Here is a 14964-nt window from a genome sequence, read left to right as displayed (position 1 = left end):
GGCTTGAGCGAGCTGGAGCGGCTGGTGTCCTCCGGCAAGATGGCCGTCGCCTTCGCGCTCTATCCGACTGAGATGACCGACCTGATGGCGGTCGCCGACGCCGGCGCGATCATGCCGCCGAAATCGACCTGGTTCGAACCCAAGCTCGCCGACGGCATGGTCAGCCACTTGCTGGATTGACAGCGACACGGTGCAACCCCCTCTCCCCGCGCGCGGGGAGAGGTTGGGTGAGGGGCCGGGCGATTGGCGGCGCCGTTGCGGCTCATCACCCAGCCCCTCATCCTAACCTTCTCCCCGCAAGCGGGGAGAAGGGACGGGGAACGCGAGTTGAAGACATGGGCGCGTTGACGGGTGCATGGCGGCGGGGGCGATGAATCGCGCGCTGCTCATCGCCGGCCCGACCGCGAGCGGCAAGTCGGCGGTCGCGCTTAGGCTCGCCGAGCGGTTCGGCGGGACGATCGTCAACGCCGATTCGATGCAGGTCTATTCCGATCTGAGGGCGCTGACCGCCCGCCCGAGCGCGGCCGAGGCGCAGCGCGCGCCGCACCTTCTGTTTGGCGAAGTCGACGGGGCGGAGAATTTCTCCGTCGGCCGCTGGCTTGCGCGGGCGCGCGAAATCCTCGCCGCGGCCCACGATCGCGCCGGGCCGCTGATCTTCGTCGGCGGCACCGGCCTCTATTTCCGCGCCCTGACCGAAGGCCTGTCCGACATCCCGCGCGTTCCGGAAGACGTGCGCGCAGCGGTGCGAGCCGAGGCCGAAGGGCAAACGACGCCGAGCCTGCACGCTGCGCTCGCGGCGCGCGATTCGGCCACCGCCGCCCGGCTCAGGCCGAGCGACCGCCAGCGCGTGTTGCGCGCGCTCGAAGTCGTCGCCGCGACTGGGCGGCCGCTGGTCGCCTTTCACGGCGCGCGCGAGGCCCCTGCCCTGCCGTCCGGCGCGTGGGCGGGGCTGTTCCTCGCTCCCGAGCGCGCGGCGCTCAACGCGCGCATCGAAGCGCGCTTCGACGAAATGCTGCGCGACGGCGCGCTCGACGAGGTCGCCGCGCTCGCCGCGCGCAAGCTCGACCCCGCCCTGCCCGCCATGCGCGCCCACGGCGTCCCACATCTCATCGCCCACCTCGAAGGCCGGTTGTCGCTCGCCGAGGCGCGCGCCCTCGCAGTGCGCGACACCCGCCGCTACGCCAAGCGCCAGTTCACCTGGGCGCGACATCAGATGCCGGCGTTCGCTTGGACGCCGCCGGAGGGGGCGGAAGCGGCGGGGGCGGAGGCGCTGGGGTGAGGCGCTCGCCGCCCATCTACTGCGGCAGGCAATCCAACTGTTCGATGGTGTCGCTGGCGCGCGCGACGATGCGGGCGGCGAGGATGCGCTGCATCGGACTGGGATGGGCGGCGTTGCGCTTGATCGGGTTCGGCAACGACGTCGCCAGCAGCGCGGATTCGCGCGCGTCGAGCTGGCTCGCCCGCTTGTGGAAATAGCGCTCAGCGGCGGCCTCGACGCCGTAGACGCCGTCGCCCCATTCGGCGACGTTGAGGTAGACCTCGACAATGTGCGCCTTCGACCAGACCTTGCCGAGAACCAGCGCCATGCCGATCTCGATCCCCTTGCGAATGGCCGAGCGGCCCGGCCACAAGAACAGGTTCTTGGCGGTCTGCATGGTGATCGTCGACGCGCCGCGACGGGGGCCATTCCTGCCGGCGCCGCTCATGACCTCATGGAGGGCGTCCCAGTCGACCCCATCGTTGTGACAGAACCCGTCGTCTTCCGAAGCGATCACAGAAGCGACCGCGACCGGCGCGATATCGGCCAGTCTGACGTAGACGCGTTCGTAGCTCTTGCCCTCGATCGTGCGACCGAGCATCAGCGTCGAGATCGGCCGCGCCACGGCGTAGAGGGCGACAAGCGCCGCAAAGACGAGGACCAGCGCCAAACCGACGAGGCCGACGCCTCGCGCCAGGATGGCGAATGAGAAGCGCCGGCGAGCCATGTCCCAGCCTTGGCGTAAGCCGGCGCTTCGGGCAAGCGCGGGAGCGGGCTCATCGCTTCACGGCCCTTGCGTCGCCTATCGCGGCTGTCGAATCGGCCGTCGGCAACTGCTGAGACGAGCGCCGAGGCCAGACTTCTTCCAACCGCTCGGGCACGAGCCAAGCCCCCGCCGGCCTCGGCGACGGCTCGCCATTGATTGCTTGGAGGCGATTATGCGCGAGAGGAACTCGAACTCAAGGACGGCCTGAAAGGCCGCCGCCGAAGGCGGTGCTTCGCATCCTTGACTTCGAGTTCCTCTCGCGCTCCGCTCCGCCAAGCAAACAATGGAGAAATCCGCATTCGACGGCGGGGCTTGCAGCACTCCCCACCCCCCTCCGCCGTCATGGCCGGGCTTGTCCCGGCCATCCACGCGGTGAAACTTGCGCCGCTCCCTGGGAAGACGTCGAGAACGCGTGGCTCCTCGAGTTGTGAAGCGGCGGCTCAACGACGTGGGTGGCCGGGACAAGCCCGGCCATGACGAGTCTGAGGTTTCGGCTGCCAGTCGCCACTGTCCAAGGCCGAGCGCGCGGCTTTCGGCCGCCGGTCTCCGCTCTCCTGAGCCGGGCGCCCCGGCTTCCGCCCCTCGCGCGCCTGAGCTAGCTTCCCGCCATGAGCGTCAAGCCCAAGCCGCCGGACCAGCTCTCGCGCGACGAAGCGCAGGCCGAGCACGCGCGCCTCGGCGCGGAGATCGCCGGGCACGACCGGCGCTACCACGGCGAAGACGCGCCGACCATTTCCGACGCCGAATACGACGCGCTGCGGCGGCGCTACGCCGCGCTGGAGGCCGCGTTTCCCGAGCTCGCCGGGCCGGATTCGCTCTCGCGCAAGGTCGGCGCGGCGCCGGCCAAGGAATTCGCCAAGGTCCGCCACGTCGTGCCGATGCTGTCGCTCGGCAACGTCTTCGTCGACGAGGAGGTGGAGGAATTCTGCGCCCGGGTGCGCCGCTTCCTCGGCCTCGGCGACGACGCGCCGCTCGCCTTCACCGCCGAGCCGAAGATCGACGGCCTCTCCTGCTCGCTGCGCTACGAGCGCGGCCGGCTCGTGCAGGCGGCGACGCGCGGCGACGGCTACGAGGGCGAGGACGTCACCGCCAACGTGCGCACGATCGCCGAGATCCCGCAAACGCTGGCCGACGCGCCGGCGGTGCTCGAGGCGCGCGGCGAAGTCTATATGGCGAAGACCGACTTCGACGCGCTCAACGCGCGCCAGCAGGCCGCCGGCAAGCCGGCCTTCGCCAACCCGCGCAACGCCGCCGCCGGCTCGCTGCGCCAGCTCGACGCCAGGATCACCGCCGAGCGGCCGCTGAAATTCTTCGCCTACGCCTGGGGCGAGCTCAGCGCGCCGATCGCCAAGACCCAGAAGGGCGCGATCGACGCGTTCCGCCGCTTCGGCCTGCCGGTCAATCCGCTGACCAGGCTCTGCCATTCGCCCGCCGAGATGCTCGCCCATTATCGCGCGATCGAAGCGCAGCGGGCGACGCTCGGCTACGACATCGACGGCGTGGTCTACAAGGTCGACGATCTCGCGCTGCAAGAGCGGCTCGGCTTCGTCTCGCGCAGCCCGCGCTGGGCAGTGGCGCACAAATTCCCCGCCGAACGGGCGACGACGATCGTCGAAAATATCGAAATCCAGGTCGGCCGCACCGGCGCGCTGACGCCGGTGGCCAAGCTGCATCCCGTCACTGTGGGCGGCGTCGTCGTCGCCAACGCCTCGCTGCACAACGAGGACGAGATCGCGCGGCTCGACGTGCGGGTCGGCGACACGGTCGTGGTGCAGCGCGCCGGCGACGTCATCCCGCAGATTCTCGAGGTCGTCCGCGACGAAGAGCATGCTAATCGAACGCAATTCGAATTCCCGAAGAACGCCAACGGCGACTTCGTTTGCCCGATTTGCGATTCGCTTGCGCTGCGCGAGATCGACGAGAAGACCGGCAAGGCCGACGTCGTGCGCCGCTGCACCGGCCGCCTCGTCTGCGCCGCGCAGGCGGTCGAGGGCCTGAAGCATTTCTGTTCGCGCAACGCCTTCGACATCGAGGGGCTCGGCGACAAGCAGATCGCGCTGTTCTTCACGGAAGGCGTGATCAAGATCGCCGCCGACATCTTCATTCTCGCCGCGCGCGACGGCCAGGGGCGACCGCCCTTGCGCGAATGGGAGGGGTTCGGCGAGGTCTCGGCGCGCAATCTGTTCGCCGCGATCGAGGCGCGGCGGCGCATCCCCTTCAACCGCTTCCTCTACGCGCTCGGCGTGCGCCACGTCGGCGAGACCAACGCCCGCCGTCTCGCGCGCCATTTCGCCGATTTCGACGCTCTGAGGAGCGCCGCGCGCGGCGCCGACGCGGCGGCGACGCTCGGCGGCATCGACGGGATCGGCCCGACCGTGATCGAATCGCTGGTCGACTTCTTCGCCGAGCCGCACAACGAGGAGGCCCTAGGCAAGCTTATCGCCGAAGTGACGATCGAGCCGATGCCGGCGCTCGAAACCGGCCATCCGCTCGCCGGCAAGACGATCGTCTTCACCGGCTCGCTCGAGCGCATGACGCGCGACGAGGCCAAGGCGATGGCCGAAAGACTGGGCGCAAAAGTGTCCGGCTCGATTTCCGTCAAGACCGACCTCGTCGTCGCCGGCCCCGGCGCCGGCTCGAAACTGACCAAGGCGCGCGAACTCGGCGTCGAGACGATCGACGAGGACGCGTGGCTTCGGCGCGCCGGGCGGGAGTGAAGCAGGGGCGCGGAGCGCAAGAGCATTCTGCATTCAGGCCCAACCGCCGTCATGGCCGGGCTTGACCCGGCCATCCAAGCCGTGTCGATCGGAGGATCGATAGATGCGCTTCGGCCACGGCCTTATGTGCAGGGCGTCGACGCATGGATGGCCGGGTCAAGCCCGGCCACGACGCAAAGCGTGATTTCTATCAAATCCAACCCGCTCTAACGATAGAGGTCGGCGCGGGTCGGCGGCAGGGCGCTCGCGCCGCGCGCGCGCTTGCTGACCAGCGTCTGATAGATTCCGCAGGCGCCGCGCTCGAACACCAGCGAGCAGGCGGCGAGATAGGCGAGCCAAACGCGCGTCGTCGCTTCGCCGACTTCGCCGCAAGCCTCGTCGTAGCGCGCCAGCAGGCGGTCGTGCCACATCCGGCAGGTGCGTTGGTAGTGCTCGCGCCAGCCCTCGACGTCGCGCACCTCGAAGCCGTGGCCTTCGAGGTCGGCGACGGTGCGCCAGAGGTAGTCGAGTTCGCCGCCGGGAAAGATGTAGCGCGTCAGCGCGGCGAATTCCGGCCGCTTCTTCGCTTGCGTGACGGTCGCGCCTTTGCCGGGCCGGGTGATCGCATGATGCAGATAGAGCCCGCCCGGCTTCAACAGCCGCCGCACCGTGGCGAAATACGTGTCGAAATGGGCGGCGCCGATCGCCTCGAACATGCCGACCGAGCTGATCTTGTCGAAACGGTCGCGCCCCTCGAGCCGGGCGTAGTCGATCAGCTCGAAGCGCACCTGGTCGGCAAGCCCGAGCCGCGCCGCCTTGTCGCGGGCGAATTCGATCTGGCGCTCCGACAGCGTGACGCCGACGACCTTGACGCCGTAATGGCGCGCGGCGTGGCAGGCGAGCGAGCCCCAGCCGCTGCCGATGTCGAGCATCGTCTCGCCGGCTTTGAGCCGCAGCTTGCGGCAGACCATGTCGAGCTTGTTCGCCTGCGCCGCCTCGAGGCTGTCGCTCCAGTCGTGGAAATAGCCGCAGGTGTAGACCATGTCCTGGTCGAGCCACAGCCGATAGAAGGCGTTGGAGACATCGTAATGGTGGGCGATGTTCTTCTTGTTCTCGGCCTGGCTGCCGTCGCTTTCGCGATCCTGGGCGATTTGCTCGAGCGGCCACGGTCCGCCGCGCGGCGTGAACAGGAACGACAGCGCGGCCCGAAACGCGGCGGGCGTAAGCAGGCTCTTGCGCAATGCGCGGCTGCGCGCCTTCGGCCGCCGGGCGGCGAGGTCGAACAGCGTGCCGTTGAGGATGTCGAGCCGCCGCGCCGCCCACAGATTGGCGAGCGTCGTCAGGCGCGGCGCACGCGCCAGTCCGGCGACGGCGCCTTCGTCGGCGACGGCGATCGTCAGCGCGTCGGCCGGCCAGTCGGCCGGGACGCGCGCGCCATTCCAAAGCCGAAAGCCGAATTCGAGGCCGAGGCGGCGATGCGCGTCGGCGAGCAGCGCCGCGAGTCCCGCCAGCCTTTTTTCCGCCCTGTCCATATTGTCTCCGTCGCGGCGACGCGCGAGGATCGCCGCTGCGTGAACCCCAGTTAGGCGCGATGCGGCGCGAACGGCAAGCGCGCCGACGCAAAGGGACTGAATATGAATACGCATGTCGTCGGCGGCATGACGATCGGACCCGCTTCGCTCGACGATCTCGGCGCGATCGAAGCGCTCGAAGCCGCGGCCTTCACCGGCGACCGCCTGTCGCGCCGCTCGCTGCGCGCCTTCATCCGCGCGCCGCGCCGGCCGCTGATCGTCGCCCGCTTCGGCGAACGGGTCGCGGGCTACGCGCTGCTGTCGGCGCGCGCCGGCGGCCGCAGCGCGCGCATCTATTCGCTCGCCGTCGACCCCGCCCAGACCCGCCGCGGCGTCGGCCGCGCCCTGCTGCAGGCCTGCGAACGCTACGCGCGCGCGCACGGGCTCGAGGCGCTGCGGCTCGAGGTGCGCTACGACAACCCGGCGGCGATCGCCCTCTACGAGAAGATCGGCTTTCGCCCGTTCGGCCAATATCCCGGCTATTACGAAGACGGCGGGACCGCGCTGCGGTTCGAGAAGCGGCTGGCGCCGGCCGCCGACGGCGCCGCCGCGTGAGGATTTTTCGCGCCGCGGGCGGCGAAGCCTCCGCGCCGGCGGCGCGGCGACCGACTTGCGCCGCGCCTTTCTCCGACGCATGGTGCCCAAGTCCGCTCGGCGCGCGATTCGCTTCGCTCCCGTCGCGACGGGCGTCCGCTTTTCGCTCGGCTAGGGAGCCGACCGGCCACATGATCGCCACCAAACGCGACCCCGCATTGCGCCGCGCCGACGCCGCCTCGGGAACGCCATGAACGGCTGGGTGATTCTCGTCGACCATTCGCGCGATTTTCCCAACGCCGAAACGCCGCACAAGGTCATCACCACCAGCGACTATCTCGCGCGGCCGAAGCTGTTCTCGACCGGCGGGCGCGCCAAGATCGTCAACCTGTCGCGCTCCTACAACTACCAGTCGAACGGCTATTACGCGTCGCTGCTCGCCGAAGCGCGCGGCCACCGCATCATCCCCAACGTCGAGACCATGCTCGAGCTGCGCGAACGCAAGCTCTACGAGCAGTCGCTGCCCGACCTGCAAGAGGCGCTCACCGCCGCCGCCCATCGCGCCCGCGCCGACGAGACGACCACCTTCGATCTGCTGTTCTGCTTCGGCCTCTGCCTGGACCCGCGCTTCGAGACGTTCGGCCGGCTGCTGTTCGACTGGTACCGCTGCCCGGCGCTGGAAGTGACGATCACGCCGGGAAAGCGTTGGCGGATCGACCGCCTGCGCGCGCGGCCGCTCGCCAAGCTCGGCCCGCAGGAAGCCGAGTTCTTTCGCGACGCGCTGCACCGCCACACCGAGCGCGACTGGCGCAGCCCGCGCGCGCGCGCCGTCGCGAAGTATTCGCTCGCCGTGCTCTACGATCCCGACGAGGCGCTGCCGCCCTCTTCGGTCGAAACCATCCGCCATTTCCAGAAGCTCGCCGAGCGGCAGTCGGTCGACGTGCAGCTGTTGACAAAACGTCAGCTCGCCGAGCTGGCGGAATTCGACGGCCTGTTCATCCGCGCCACGACCTCGATCAACGATTACACTTATCGCTTCGCGCGCCGCGCGCTGCAGGAGGGCATGCCGGTCATCGACGATCCGGTGTCGATGATCCGCTGCACCAACAAGGTTTATCTGCACGAGATGATGGAGGCGCGCGGCGTGCCGACGCCGCCGACCGTCATGCTCGCCGAGGACGAGGATCTCGTCAGGGCGGAGAAGCTGCTCGGCTGGCCGATGGTGGTGAAGATCCCCGACGGCTCGTTCTCGCGCGGCGTGCACAAGGTCGACGATTTCGCCGCGCTGAAGGCGTTGACCGACAAGCTGTTCGAGGACACCGACCTGTTGCTGGCGCAGGCGTTCATGCCGACCGAGTTCGATTGGCGCGTCGGCGTGCTCGAAGGCGAGCCTTTGTTCGTCTGCCAGTACCGCATGGCGCGCGGCCATTGGCAGATCATCAAGCATGGGCCGAACGGCGCGCGCGAGGGCGGCTATCGCACGCTCGACATCGCCGAGGCGCCGCCGCAAGTGATCGAGGTCGCGCTGCGAGCGGCGCGGGCGATCGGCGCTGGCCTCTACGGCGTCGATGTCAAGGAGACGCCAACTGGGCTGGCGGTGATCGAAGTCAACGACAATCCCAATCTCGACCACGGCGTCGAGGACCAGGTCGGCAAGGAAGACATCTGGAACCGCATCCTGCAGTGGTACATCAAGCGCCTCGAGGCGTGAGCGGCGGCGAGGCGGCGACGATCACGAACCGCCGACGCTTGGGTGGACCGTCTCTTTCCGTGTCCTCATCCTGAGCCGCCGGCGAAGCCGGCGAGTCGAAGGACGTTGCAGAACGCGTGGCGACGCGGTCCTCGGAGCGTCCTTCGAGGCCCTCGCTACGCGAGGGCGCCTCAGGATGAGGTCCGAGGATGCCAAGAAGCAGATAGCTCTACGCTTCGACGCTCAGAATATCCTCCAGCGCCGACAGCAGCCGCGCGATCTCGCGCTCCGATCCGACGCTGATGCGCAGATAGGGCGCGATGCGCTCGGGTTCGGCGAAGTGGCGCGCCAGCACCGCCCGCGCGCGCAGCGCGGCCGCCAGTTCGGCGCCGCCGCGCTTTTCGTGGCGGGCGAAGACGAAATTGGCCGACGACGGCAAAACCGAGAAGCCGAGAGCGGCGAGGCCGGCGCTGAGCCTCTCGCGATTGCCCATCACCATTGCGCGGCTCGCCTGGAAATAGGCTTCGTCCTCGATCGCCGCGACCGCGCCCGCCTGCGCCAAGCGGTCGAGCGGATAGGAATTGAAGCTGTCCTTCACCCGTCGCAACCCCTCGATCAGCCCCGCATCGCCGAGCGCGTAGCCGACCCGCAGGCCGGCGAGCGCGCGCGACTTCGACATCGTCTGCACGACGAGCAGGTTCGGATGCGCCTTGATCAGCGGGATCGCGGTTTCGGCGCCGAAGTCGACATAGGCCTCGTCGATCACCACCGGCTGGTCGGGGTGATCGGCGAGCAGCCGCGCGATCGCGGCCCGCGGCAGCGCAATGCCGGTCGGCGCGTTGGGGTTGGACAGAATGATCGCGCCGCCCGGACGGCGATAGTCGGCGACATGGACCCGCATCGACGCGTCGAGCGGGACGGTCTCGGCGCGGATTCCGAACAGCCGGCAATAGGCGGGATAGAAGCTGTAGGTGACGTCGGGAAGCAGCAGCGGCGCCTCGTGCTTCAGCAGCGCGACGAAAACGAAGGCGAGCACTTCGTCGGAACCGTTGCCGACCAGGACCTGATCCGGCGTCAGCCCGTGATAGGCCGCCAAAGTCGCGCGCAGGGCGGTCGCCTCGTAGTCGGGGTAGAGCCGCAGGGCGTCGGTCGCCGCGGCGCGGATCGCCTCCAGCACGCGCGGCGAAGGGCCGAGCGGGCTCTCGTTGGTGTTGAGCTTGACTAGATCGGCGACGCACGGCTGCTCGCCCGGCGCATAAGGGGTGAGCTCGGCCACCAGCGGGTTCCAGAAGCGGTTCATCGTGAGTCCCGTAGGAAGATTTCGACCGCGCGGCGGCGGAAACAATTATCGCACGGCGCCGGAGGGCGAAAAAGCAGGCGCGACGCCGCGGCCGCCTCTGCAGACCGCGTCACCGCCCAGCAGATCGCTAGAGCGTGCGCCCGGAATCATTTGCCGCCGGCGCAGCCCTCGTCCCTGCACGCGCAATTTTTCCCGCGTCGTGCGCGGCCTTGAGCCGCGCATCCAGGACGGGACGCGGCAGACCAATCACAACCGCCTCCACCTGGGCGCCCGGATCAAGTCCGGGCGTGACGGAGGAGGTTCGATCGCGGTTCTTCGCGCCTTTCGCTTCAACCTAGGGCCTGCTACCCAGCCGGTCCATGACGCGCGAGAAAGCCCAATCCGCCGCTTCGCCCGCCGCGACCCTGGTCGGCCTCGGCGCCATCGCGCTGTGGTCGGTTCTGGCGCTGCTGACGGCGTCCGCCGGCGCGATTCCGCCGTTCGAGCTGGCGGCGCTGACTTTCGCCATCGGCGGCGGCCTCGGCTTCGTCTACGCGGCCTCACGCGGCCGGCTCGCGGCGCTGGTCCAGCCGTGGCCGGTGTGGATGGTCGGGGTCGGCGGCCTGTTCGGCTACCACGCGCTCTATTTCGCCGCCTTGAACCGCGCGCCGCCGGCGGAAGCGAGCCTGATCGCCTATCTGTGGCCGCTGCTGATCGTGCTGTTCTCGGCGCTATTGCCCGGCGAGCGGCTACGGCTGCGCCACCTCGTCGGCGCGGCGCTCGGCTTCGCCGGCGCGGCGACCCTGTTCGCCGGCAAGGCGGGCGGCTTCTCCCTCGCGGCGATCGATCCGCGCGTGCTGTCGGGCTACGCGCTGGCGCTCGCCTGCGCCTTCGTCTGGTCGAGCTATTCGGTGCTGTCGCGAAAGCTGAAAGCCGCGCCGACGGAAGCGGTCGCCGGCTTCTGCGTCGCGACCGCCGCGCTCGCCGCGCTCTGCCATTTCGCCTTCGAGACCAATGTCGCGCCGGCGGGAGCGGCGCAATGGGCGGCGATCGTCGGCCTCGGGCTCGGCCCGGTCGGCCTCGCCTTTTATGTCTGGGACTTCGGCGTCAAGCATGGCGACATCCGTCTGCTCGGCGTCGCCGCCTACGCCGCGCCGGTGCTGTCGACGCTGATCCTGGTCGCCGCCGGCTTCGCGCCGGCGACGCTCTCGCTCGGCGCGGCCTGCGCGCTGATCGTCGGCGGCGCGGTGGTCGCGACGAGACGCGGGTGAGCGCCACAGCAAAAGGCCGGCGACGGCGCCGGCCTTGCTGAAATCCGTCGTGGGGACGAAGCGCTCACGCCTCGACGGCGGGCGTCTTCGGCTTGAGCACCTGGCGGCCCTTGTACATCCCGCTCTTCAGGTCGACGTGATGGGGACGGCGCAGCTCGCCGGAATCCTTGTCCTCGACATAGGTCGGCGCCTTGAGCGCGTCGGCCGAACGGCGCATGCCGCGGCGCGAGGGCGAGGTTTTGCGTCTCGGAACAGCCATCTTTACAACTCCAGCCAATCAAGCGGCGACCGGCGGCCTCGCCGAGCGCGAAAGGAAACGGGAAGCGCGGCTCTTACACGCAAACGCGCGCGAACGCCAGCCTGGAACCGAGCAGGCAGAGGCCTCAGTTCGAGACTTTGGGCTGCGTCGGCTGAACCGGTTGCAATTTACATCGATTTCGCGCGATGCTCACGTATTAAGTGCCGAGGGGCGGCGATGTCTTTTGAATTTCCGAAAAATTTGAAGCCGATTGTGGATTTCGCGATTCACGTGTGCGTCGGATCAATTGGCTTCCTTATTGTCTTCGGGGCCGCCGTCATCATATCAGTGATCGTTAAGGCTTGTGATGGCATCGTCCCGGGTTGGGTCGAGACGACGGGAGAATACGCCGAAATGGCGCTGTTCGGGATCGACTTGATCTGTTTCGGGTTGTTCATCTTGTCGGAAGCCATTAGGCTCGTAAGAGGCCTTTGGAGCGAGTGAAAGCCATGACCGAAGAGCCCGCCGAAACCTCTCGCACCCGCCCTAGCGAGACTGTCGTAGTCGATAGGCGCTATATCCGCGAGCAGGCGAACGTGGCGCTCAGATCGTTCGTCGCCCCGCTTTCTGGCGTTTACGACGCAGCGTTTGGGCCGATTTCCGCGCCAGCCGAGCCGACTCACCGGCAAAAAGCCAAAGCTCGCCGTTAGGCCCGTTTCGCGAGCGCACGTCGAGCGCTCCAATATTCAAATTGAGACGCTACTGCGGAACACATTGCGCTTTGCACTGCGGCGAGCAGCTGGGGCCGATATAACTTCAGTATCATGTATATACTGCGCCGCGCATGCGCGCGTCATTTGGCGCCTATCGCTTTGATTTCGCTTCTGCGCTTACCTGAATTGTCGCCCGAATTCGCGGGCGGCGGCCTCACGCGGTGCCCTTGGTCTCGAACACGGCGAGGTCCATCGCCTCGCGGGCGCTGCGGCCGGCCCACAGCACGAACTGGAACGCCTGGAAATAATTCTCGCAGGCGGTCAGCGCCGCTTCGACGATGGTGCGGCACTGGACGTCGCTCGGCTGCGCGCCGCCGGCCAGGCAATGGGCGTGGCGGAACATGACGATGTCGTCGCGGGTCCAGATGTCGAAATGGCCGATCCACAATTGCGCGTTGATCAGCTGCACCAAAGTCACGATTTCGCTGCGCCGCCGTTCGGGAACCTTGAGGTCGAACGAGCAGCTCACATGCAGCGACTCGATCGCCGGCAGCCAGGTGAACGAGACCTCGTATTGCGCCCAGGCGCCGGCGACGAGCATCGAAATCTCGTCTTCGTCGGCGCGGTCGAAGGCCCAGTCGTTCATCGACGCCAACCGCTCGACGACGTCGACCGGGTGTTCGGGGCGATCGAGAACCGTGTTTTCGTCAGCGATCATCGACGGGGTTCCGTGGCTGTGGCGATTGGGATCGACGCTTAGGCGCGGGGAACGGCGGTCAGCCTAGGATTGAGTCTGATCGCTTGCGCGGGCCTGACGCGTCTTAACCGCCCGAGCGCTCGCGAGATTCGATGATTCGCGGTCCGCGGTAAACCCACGGCGCGGCGCCGTCCACAGAATCAGCGAGGCGAATCAATCGCGTGGCCGGAATCCGGGTAAAATCCGAGAATTACGGCTGGTCGCCGCCGAGCTTGGCTTCCAGCGCCGCGATCCGCGCCGCCAGGGCCTCGTTTTCGCTCCGCGCCTTGGCCGCCATGTCCTTGACCGCCTCGAACTCTTCGCGCGTCACGACGTCCATGCCGGCGAGCAGGCGCTCGAATTGCGCCTTCACGACAGTCTCGACCTCGCGTCGCGCGCCCTCGGCGAGCCCGGCGGCGTCGGTGATCAGGCGCGACAAATCGTCGAACAGGCGGCCGCTGGTCTGAGGCATGACGACACTCCGAAAAAGCCCCGCGCTTGGCTATGTGGCGCGCCGTTCGCGGCGGCGCAAGCGGCGCTCCTGTCGCAGCCTTAAGCGGTCAGCAGCGCCTTGACGATCGCGCTCGCCTTGGCGAAGTCCATCTGGCCGGGATAGCGCTCTTTCAGCGCGCTGACGACCTTGCCCATGTCGCGCAAGCTGGCCGCGCCGGTCTCGGCGATCGCCGCCTTGGCCGCCGCCGTCACCTGGGCTTCGTCGAGCTGCTTGGGCAAGTATTCGCTGATGATGGCGATCTCGGCGCTTTCCTGGTCGGCGAGATCCTTGCGTTTGGCCTGCTGGTAGATCGCCAGCGATTCCTGGCGCGATTTCACCATTTTCGTCAGCAGCGCCAGCTCGTCGGCGCGGCTGACGATCTTGCCGGACCCGCGCGCTTCGATTTCCCGGTCTTTCAACGCCGCGATGACCAGGCGCAGCGCGCCGACCCGCGTCTTGTCGCCGGCTTTCATCGCCGCTTTCATTTGCGCCGACACAGAGTCGCGCAATGCAATCGTTTCGGCCATGGTTCCTCTGGAGACTGCCGCGTTCCGCCGCGGCTTGACGCGCCCGGGCGGCCACGCTTAAGCACTGGCCCATGTCAGGCGCGACACCTTCTAGTCAAATGAGCGGTCGGATTCAAGGCGAAGCGCCGTCGGGCTGGCGCGTGCGCCGGCCGACCGCCCTGCTCGCGCTCGCCGACGGCAAGATCGTCGAGGGTTTCGGCGTCGGCGCGACCGGCTCGGCGGTCGGCGAAGTGTGCTTCAACACGGCGATGACCGGCTATGAAGAGATCCTCACCGACCCGTCCTACGCCGGCCAGATCATCACTTTCACCTTCCCCCACATCGGCGTCGTCGGCGTGAACGAGGAGGATATCGAGACCGTCAATCTCGCCGCCTCGGCCGGCGCGCTCGGCGCGATCTTCCACGCCGAGATCGGCGAAGCCTCGAACCATCGCGCCACAAGGCGGCTCGACGATTGGCTGCGGGCGCGCGGAATCATCGGCCTGACCGGCGTCGACACGCGCGCGCTGACGGCGATGATCCGCGAGTCCGGCATGCCCAATGCCGTCATCGCCCATGATCCCGACGGTCAATTCGACCGCGCCGCGCTGACCGCCCGGGCGAAGGCCTGGCCGGGCATGAACGGCCTCGACCTGGTGCCGGAAGTGACGACGGCGCAGCGGTTCGACTGGGACGAGACGAGCTGGATTCCCGAGCGCGGCTACGGCCGGCGCGAAGGCGCCGCCGACTACCGGGTCGTCGCGATCGATTACGGCATCAAGCGCAACATCCTGCGGCTGCTCAGCGACTGCGGCTGCGCGGTGACCGTCGTCCCGGCGACCGCGACCGCCGACGAGATCCTGGCGTTGAAGCCGGACGGCGTCTTCCTGTCGAACGGGCCCGGCGATCCGGCCGAGACCGGCAAATACGCCGTGCCGACGATCAAGGCGCTGCTCGACACGCGCCTCCCCATCTTCGGCATCTGCCTCGGCCACCAGATGCTCGGCCTGGCGGTCGGCGCAAAGACGCTGAAGATGCCGCAGGGCCATCACGGCGCGAACCATCCGGTGAAGGACTTCACCACCAACAAGGTCGAGATCGTGTCGATGAACCACGGTTTCGCCGTCGATCCGGCGACGCTGCCGGCCAACGCGCGCCAGACCCACGTGTCGCTGTTCGACGGCTCGAACTGCGGCATCGCGCTGACCGACCG

15 protein-coding genes are annotated in these 14964 nt (G+C 68.3%); 8 read left to right on the top strand and 7 right to left on the bottom strand.

Annotation, left to right across the window (positions count from 1 at the left end; genetic code table 11):
- Window positions 1-180 (top strand): hypothetical protein (locus ABSF49_RS14330; protein ID WP_424113334.1); only part of this gene is annotated, 180 nt, incomplete at its 5' end.
- Window positions 181-370: 190 nt separating this feature from the next.
- Window positions 371-1279, top strand: a complete 909-nt coding sequence (gene miaA, locus ABSF49_RS14325; protein ID WP_424113333.1) for a tRNA (adenosine(37)-N6)-dimethylallyltransferase MiaA — start codon at window positions 371-373, stop codon at window positions 1277-1279.
- A 16-nt stretch (window positions 1280-1295) separates the two neighbouring features.
- Here miaA and ABSF49_RS14320 read toward each other — a convergent pair whose 3' ends face one another.
- The gene (locus ABSF49_RS14320) at window positions 1296-1985 is read right to left on the bottom strand and encodes a biosynthetic peptidoglycan transglycosylase (protein WP_424113332.1); all 690 of its coding nucleotides are present in this window, start codon (window positions 1983-1985) and stop codon (window positions 1296-1298) included.
- A 647-nt stretch (window positions 1986-2632) separates the two neighbouring features.
- On the opposite strand from ABSF49_RS14320, the gene ligA reads away from it, so the two are divergent.
- Entirely contained in the window at window positions 2633-4741 is a 2109-nt protein-coding gene (gene ligA / locus ABSF49_RS14315) for an NAD-dependent DNA ligase LigA (protein WP_424113331.1), read from the top strand.
- 206 nt (window positions 4742-4947) lie between these two features.
- Here the strand turns inward: ligA and ABSF49_RS14310 are convergent, their stop codons facing one another.
- On the bottom strand, window positions 4948-6252 hold the full coding sequence (locus tag ABSF49_RS14310) for a class I SAM-dependent methyltransferase (protein ID WP_424113330.1): 1305 nt from the start codon (window positions 6250-6252) through the stop codon (window positions 4948-4950).
- Between the two features lie 102 nt (window positions 6253-6354).
- Here ABSF49_RS14310 and ABSF49_RS14305 point away from each other — a divergent pair, with 102 nt between their 5' ends.
- Both ABSF49_RS14305 and ABSF49_RS14300 read left to right on the top strand, forming a co-directional pair.
- On the top strand, window positions 6355-6846 hold the full coding sequence (locus ABSF49_RS14305; protein ID WP_424113329.1) for a GNAT family N-acetyltransferase: 492 nt from the start codon (window positions 6355-6357) through the stop codon (window positions 6844-6846).
- A 229-nt stretch (window positions 6847-7075) separates the two neighbouring features.
- Window positions 7076-8536: a RimK family ATP-grasp domain-containing protein gene (locus ABSF49_RS14300; protein ID WP_424113328.1), complete on the top strand. Its 1461-nt coding sequence runs from the start codon at window positions 7076-7078 to the stop codon at window positions 8534-8536.
- 208 nt (window positions 8537-8744) lie between these two features.
- Here the strand turns inward: ABSF49_RS14300 and hisC are convergent, their stop codons facing one another.
- Entirely contained in the window at window positions 8745-9815 is a 1071-nt protein-coding gene (gene hisC, locus ABSF49_RS14295) for a histidinol-phosphate transaminase (protein ID WP_424113327.1), read from the bottom strand.
- Window positions 9816-10174: 359 nt separating this feature from the next.
- Here hisC and yddG point away from each other — a divergent pair, with 359 nt between their 5' ends.
- The gene (yddG, locus tag ABSF49_RS14290) at window positions 10175-11065 is read left to right on the top strand and encodes an aromatic amino acid exporter YddG (RefSeq protein WP_424113326.1); all 891 of its coding nucleotides are present in this window, start codon (window positions 10175-10177) and stop codon (window positions 11063-11065) included.
- 64 nt (window positions 11066-11129) lie between these two features.
- On the opposite strand, the gene rpmF is transcribed toward yddG, so the two are convergent.
- Complete coding sequence (rpmF, locus tag ABSF49_RS14285; RefSeq protein WP_424113325.1) at window positions 11130-11324, bottom strand: 50S ribosomal protein L32; 195 nt, start codon at window positions 11322-11324, stop codon at window positions 11130-11132.
- A 216-nt stretch (window positions 11325-11540) separates the two neighbouring features.
- Here rpmF and ABSF49_RS14280 point away from each other — a divergent pair, with 216 nt between their 5' ends.
- Window positions 11541-11807, top strand: a complete 267-nt coding sequence (locus ABSF49_RS14280; protein ID WP_424113324.1) for a hypothetical protein — start codon at window positions 11541-11543, stop codon at window positions 11805-11807.
- Between the two features lie 423 nt (window positions 11808-12230).
- Here ABSF49_RS14280 and ABSF49_RS14275 read toward each other — a convergent pair whose 3' ends face one another.
- From ABSF49_RS14275 to ABSF49_RS14265, 3 genes are all read right to left on the bottom strand, one after another.
- Complete coding sequence (locus ABSF49_RS14275; RefSeq protein ID WP_424113323.1) at window positions 12231-12734, bottom strand: type III secretion system chaperone family protein; 504 nt, start codon at window positions 12732-12734, stop codon at window positions 12231-12233.
- Window positions 12735-12963: 229 nt separating this feature from the next.
- The gene (locus ABSF49_RS14270; RefSeq protein WP_424113322.1) at window positions 12964-13224 is read right to left on the bottom strand and encodes an accessory factor UbiK family protein; all 261 of its coding nucleotides are present in this window, start codon (window positions 13222-13224) and stop codon (window positions 12964-12966) included.
- A gap of 80 nt (window positions 13225-13304) precedes the next feature.
- Complete coding sequence (locus ABSF49_RS14265; RefSeq protein WP_424113321.1) at window positions 13305-13772, bottom strand: GatB/YqeY domain-containing protein; 468 nt, start codon at window positions 13770-13772, stop codon at window positions 13305-13307.
- Between the two features lie 98 nt (window positions 13773-13870).
- On the opposite strand from ABSF49_RS14265, the gene carA reads away from it, so the two are divergent.
- The coding region (gene carA, locus ABSF49_RS14260) for a glutamine-hydrolyzing carbamoyl-phosphate synthase small subunit (protein ID WP_424113320.1) at window positions 13871-14964 on the top strand (1094 nt) is incomplete at its 3' end.

This window comes from Roseiarcus sp., from assembly GCF_049514155.1.
Taxonomy (GTDB): Bacteria; Pseudomonadota; Alphaproteobacteria; order Rhizobiales; family Beijerinckiaceae; genus Roseiarcus.
Note: the sequence above shows the minus strand (reverse complement) of the source record. Positions and strands in the feature narration are given on the sequence as shown.

Bases quoted from the DNA above. Each gene is read 5' to 3' on its own strand.
- miaA (WP_424113333.1), top strand. From the start codon at position 371: ATGAATCGCGCGCTGCTCATCGCCGGCCCGACCGCGAGCGGCAAGTCG.
- ABSF49_RS14320 (WP_424113332.1), bottom strand. From the start codon at position 1,985: ATGGCTCGCCGGCGCTTCTCATTCGCCATCCTGGCGCGAGGCGTCGGC.
- ligA (WP_424113331.1), top strand. From the start codon at position 2,633: ATGAGCGTCAAGCCCAAGCCGCCGGACCAGCTCTCGCGCGACGAAGCG.
- ABSF49_RS14310 (WP_424113330.1), bottom strand. From the start codon at position 6,252: ATGGACAGGGCGGAAAAAAGGCTGGCGGGACTCGCGGCGCTGCTCGCC.
- ABSF49_RS14305 (WP_424113329.1), top strand. From the start codon at position 6,355: ATGAATACGCATGTCGTCGGCGGCATGACGATCGGACCCGCTTCGCTC.
- ABSF49_RS14300 (WP_424113328.1), top strand. From the start codon at position 7,076: ATGAACGGCTGGGTGATTCTCGTCGACCATTCGCGCGATTTTCCCAAC.
- hisC (WP_424113327.1), bottom strand. From the start codon at position 9,815: ATGAACCGCTTCTGGAACCCGCTGGTGGCCGAGCTCACCCCTTATGCG.
- yddG (WP_424113326.1), top strand. From the start codon at position 10,175: ATGACGCGCGAGAAAGCCCAATCCGCCGCTTCGCCCGCCGCGACCCTG.
- rpmF (WP_424113325.1), bottom strand. From the start codon at position 11,324: ATGGCTGTTCCGAGACGCAAAACCTCGCCCTCGCGCCGCGGCATGCGC.
- ABSF49_RS14280 (WP_424113324.1), top strand. From the start codon at position 11,541: ATGTCTTTTGAATTTCCGAAAAATTTGAAGCCGATTGTGGATTTCGCG.
- ABSF49_RS14275 (WP_424113323.1), bottom strand. From the start codon at position 12,734: ATGATCGCTGACGAAAACACGGTTCTCGATCGCCCCGAACACCCGGTC.
- ABSF49_RS14270 (WP_424113322.1), bottom strand. From the start codon at position 13,224: ATGCCTCAGACCAGCGGCCGCCTGTTCGACGATTTGTCGCGCCTGATC.
- ABSF49_RS14265 (WP_424113321.1), bottom strand. From the start codon at position 13,772: ATGGCCGAAACGATTGCATTGCGCGACTCTGTGTCGGCGCAAATGAAA.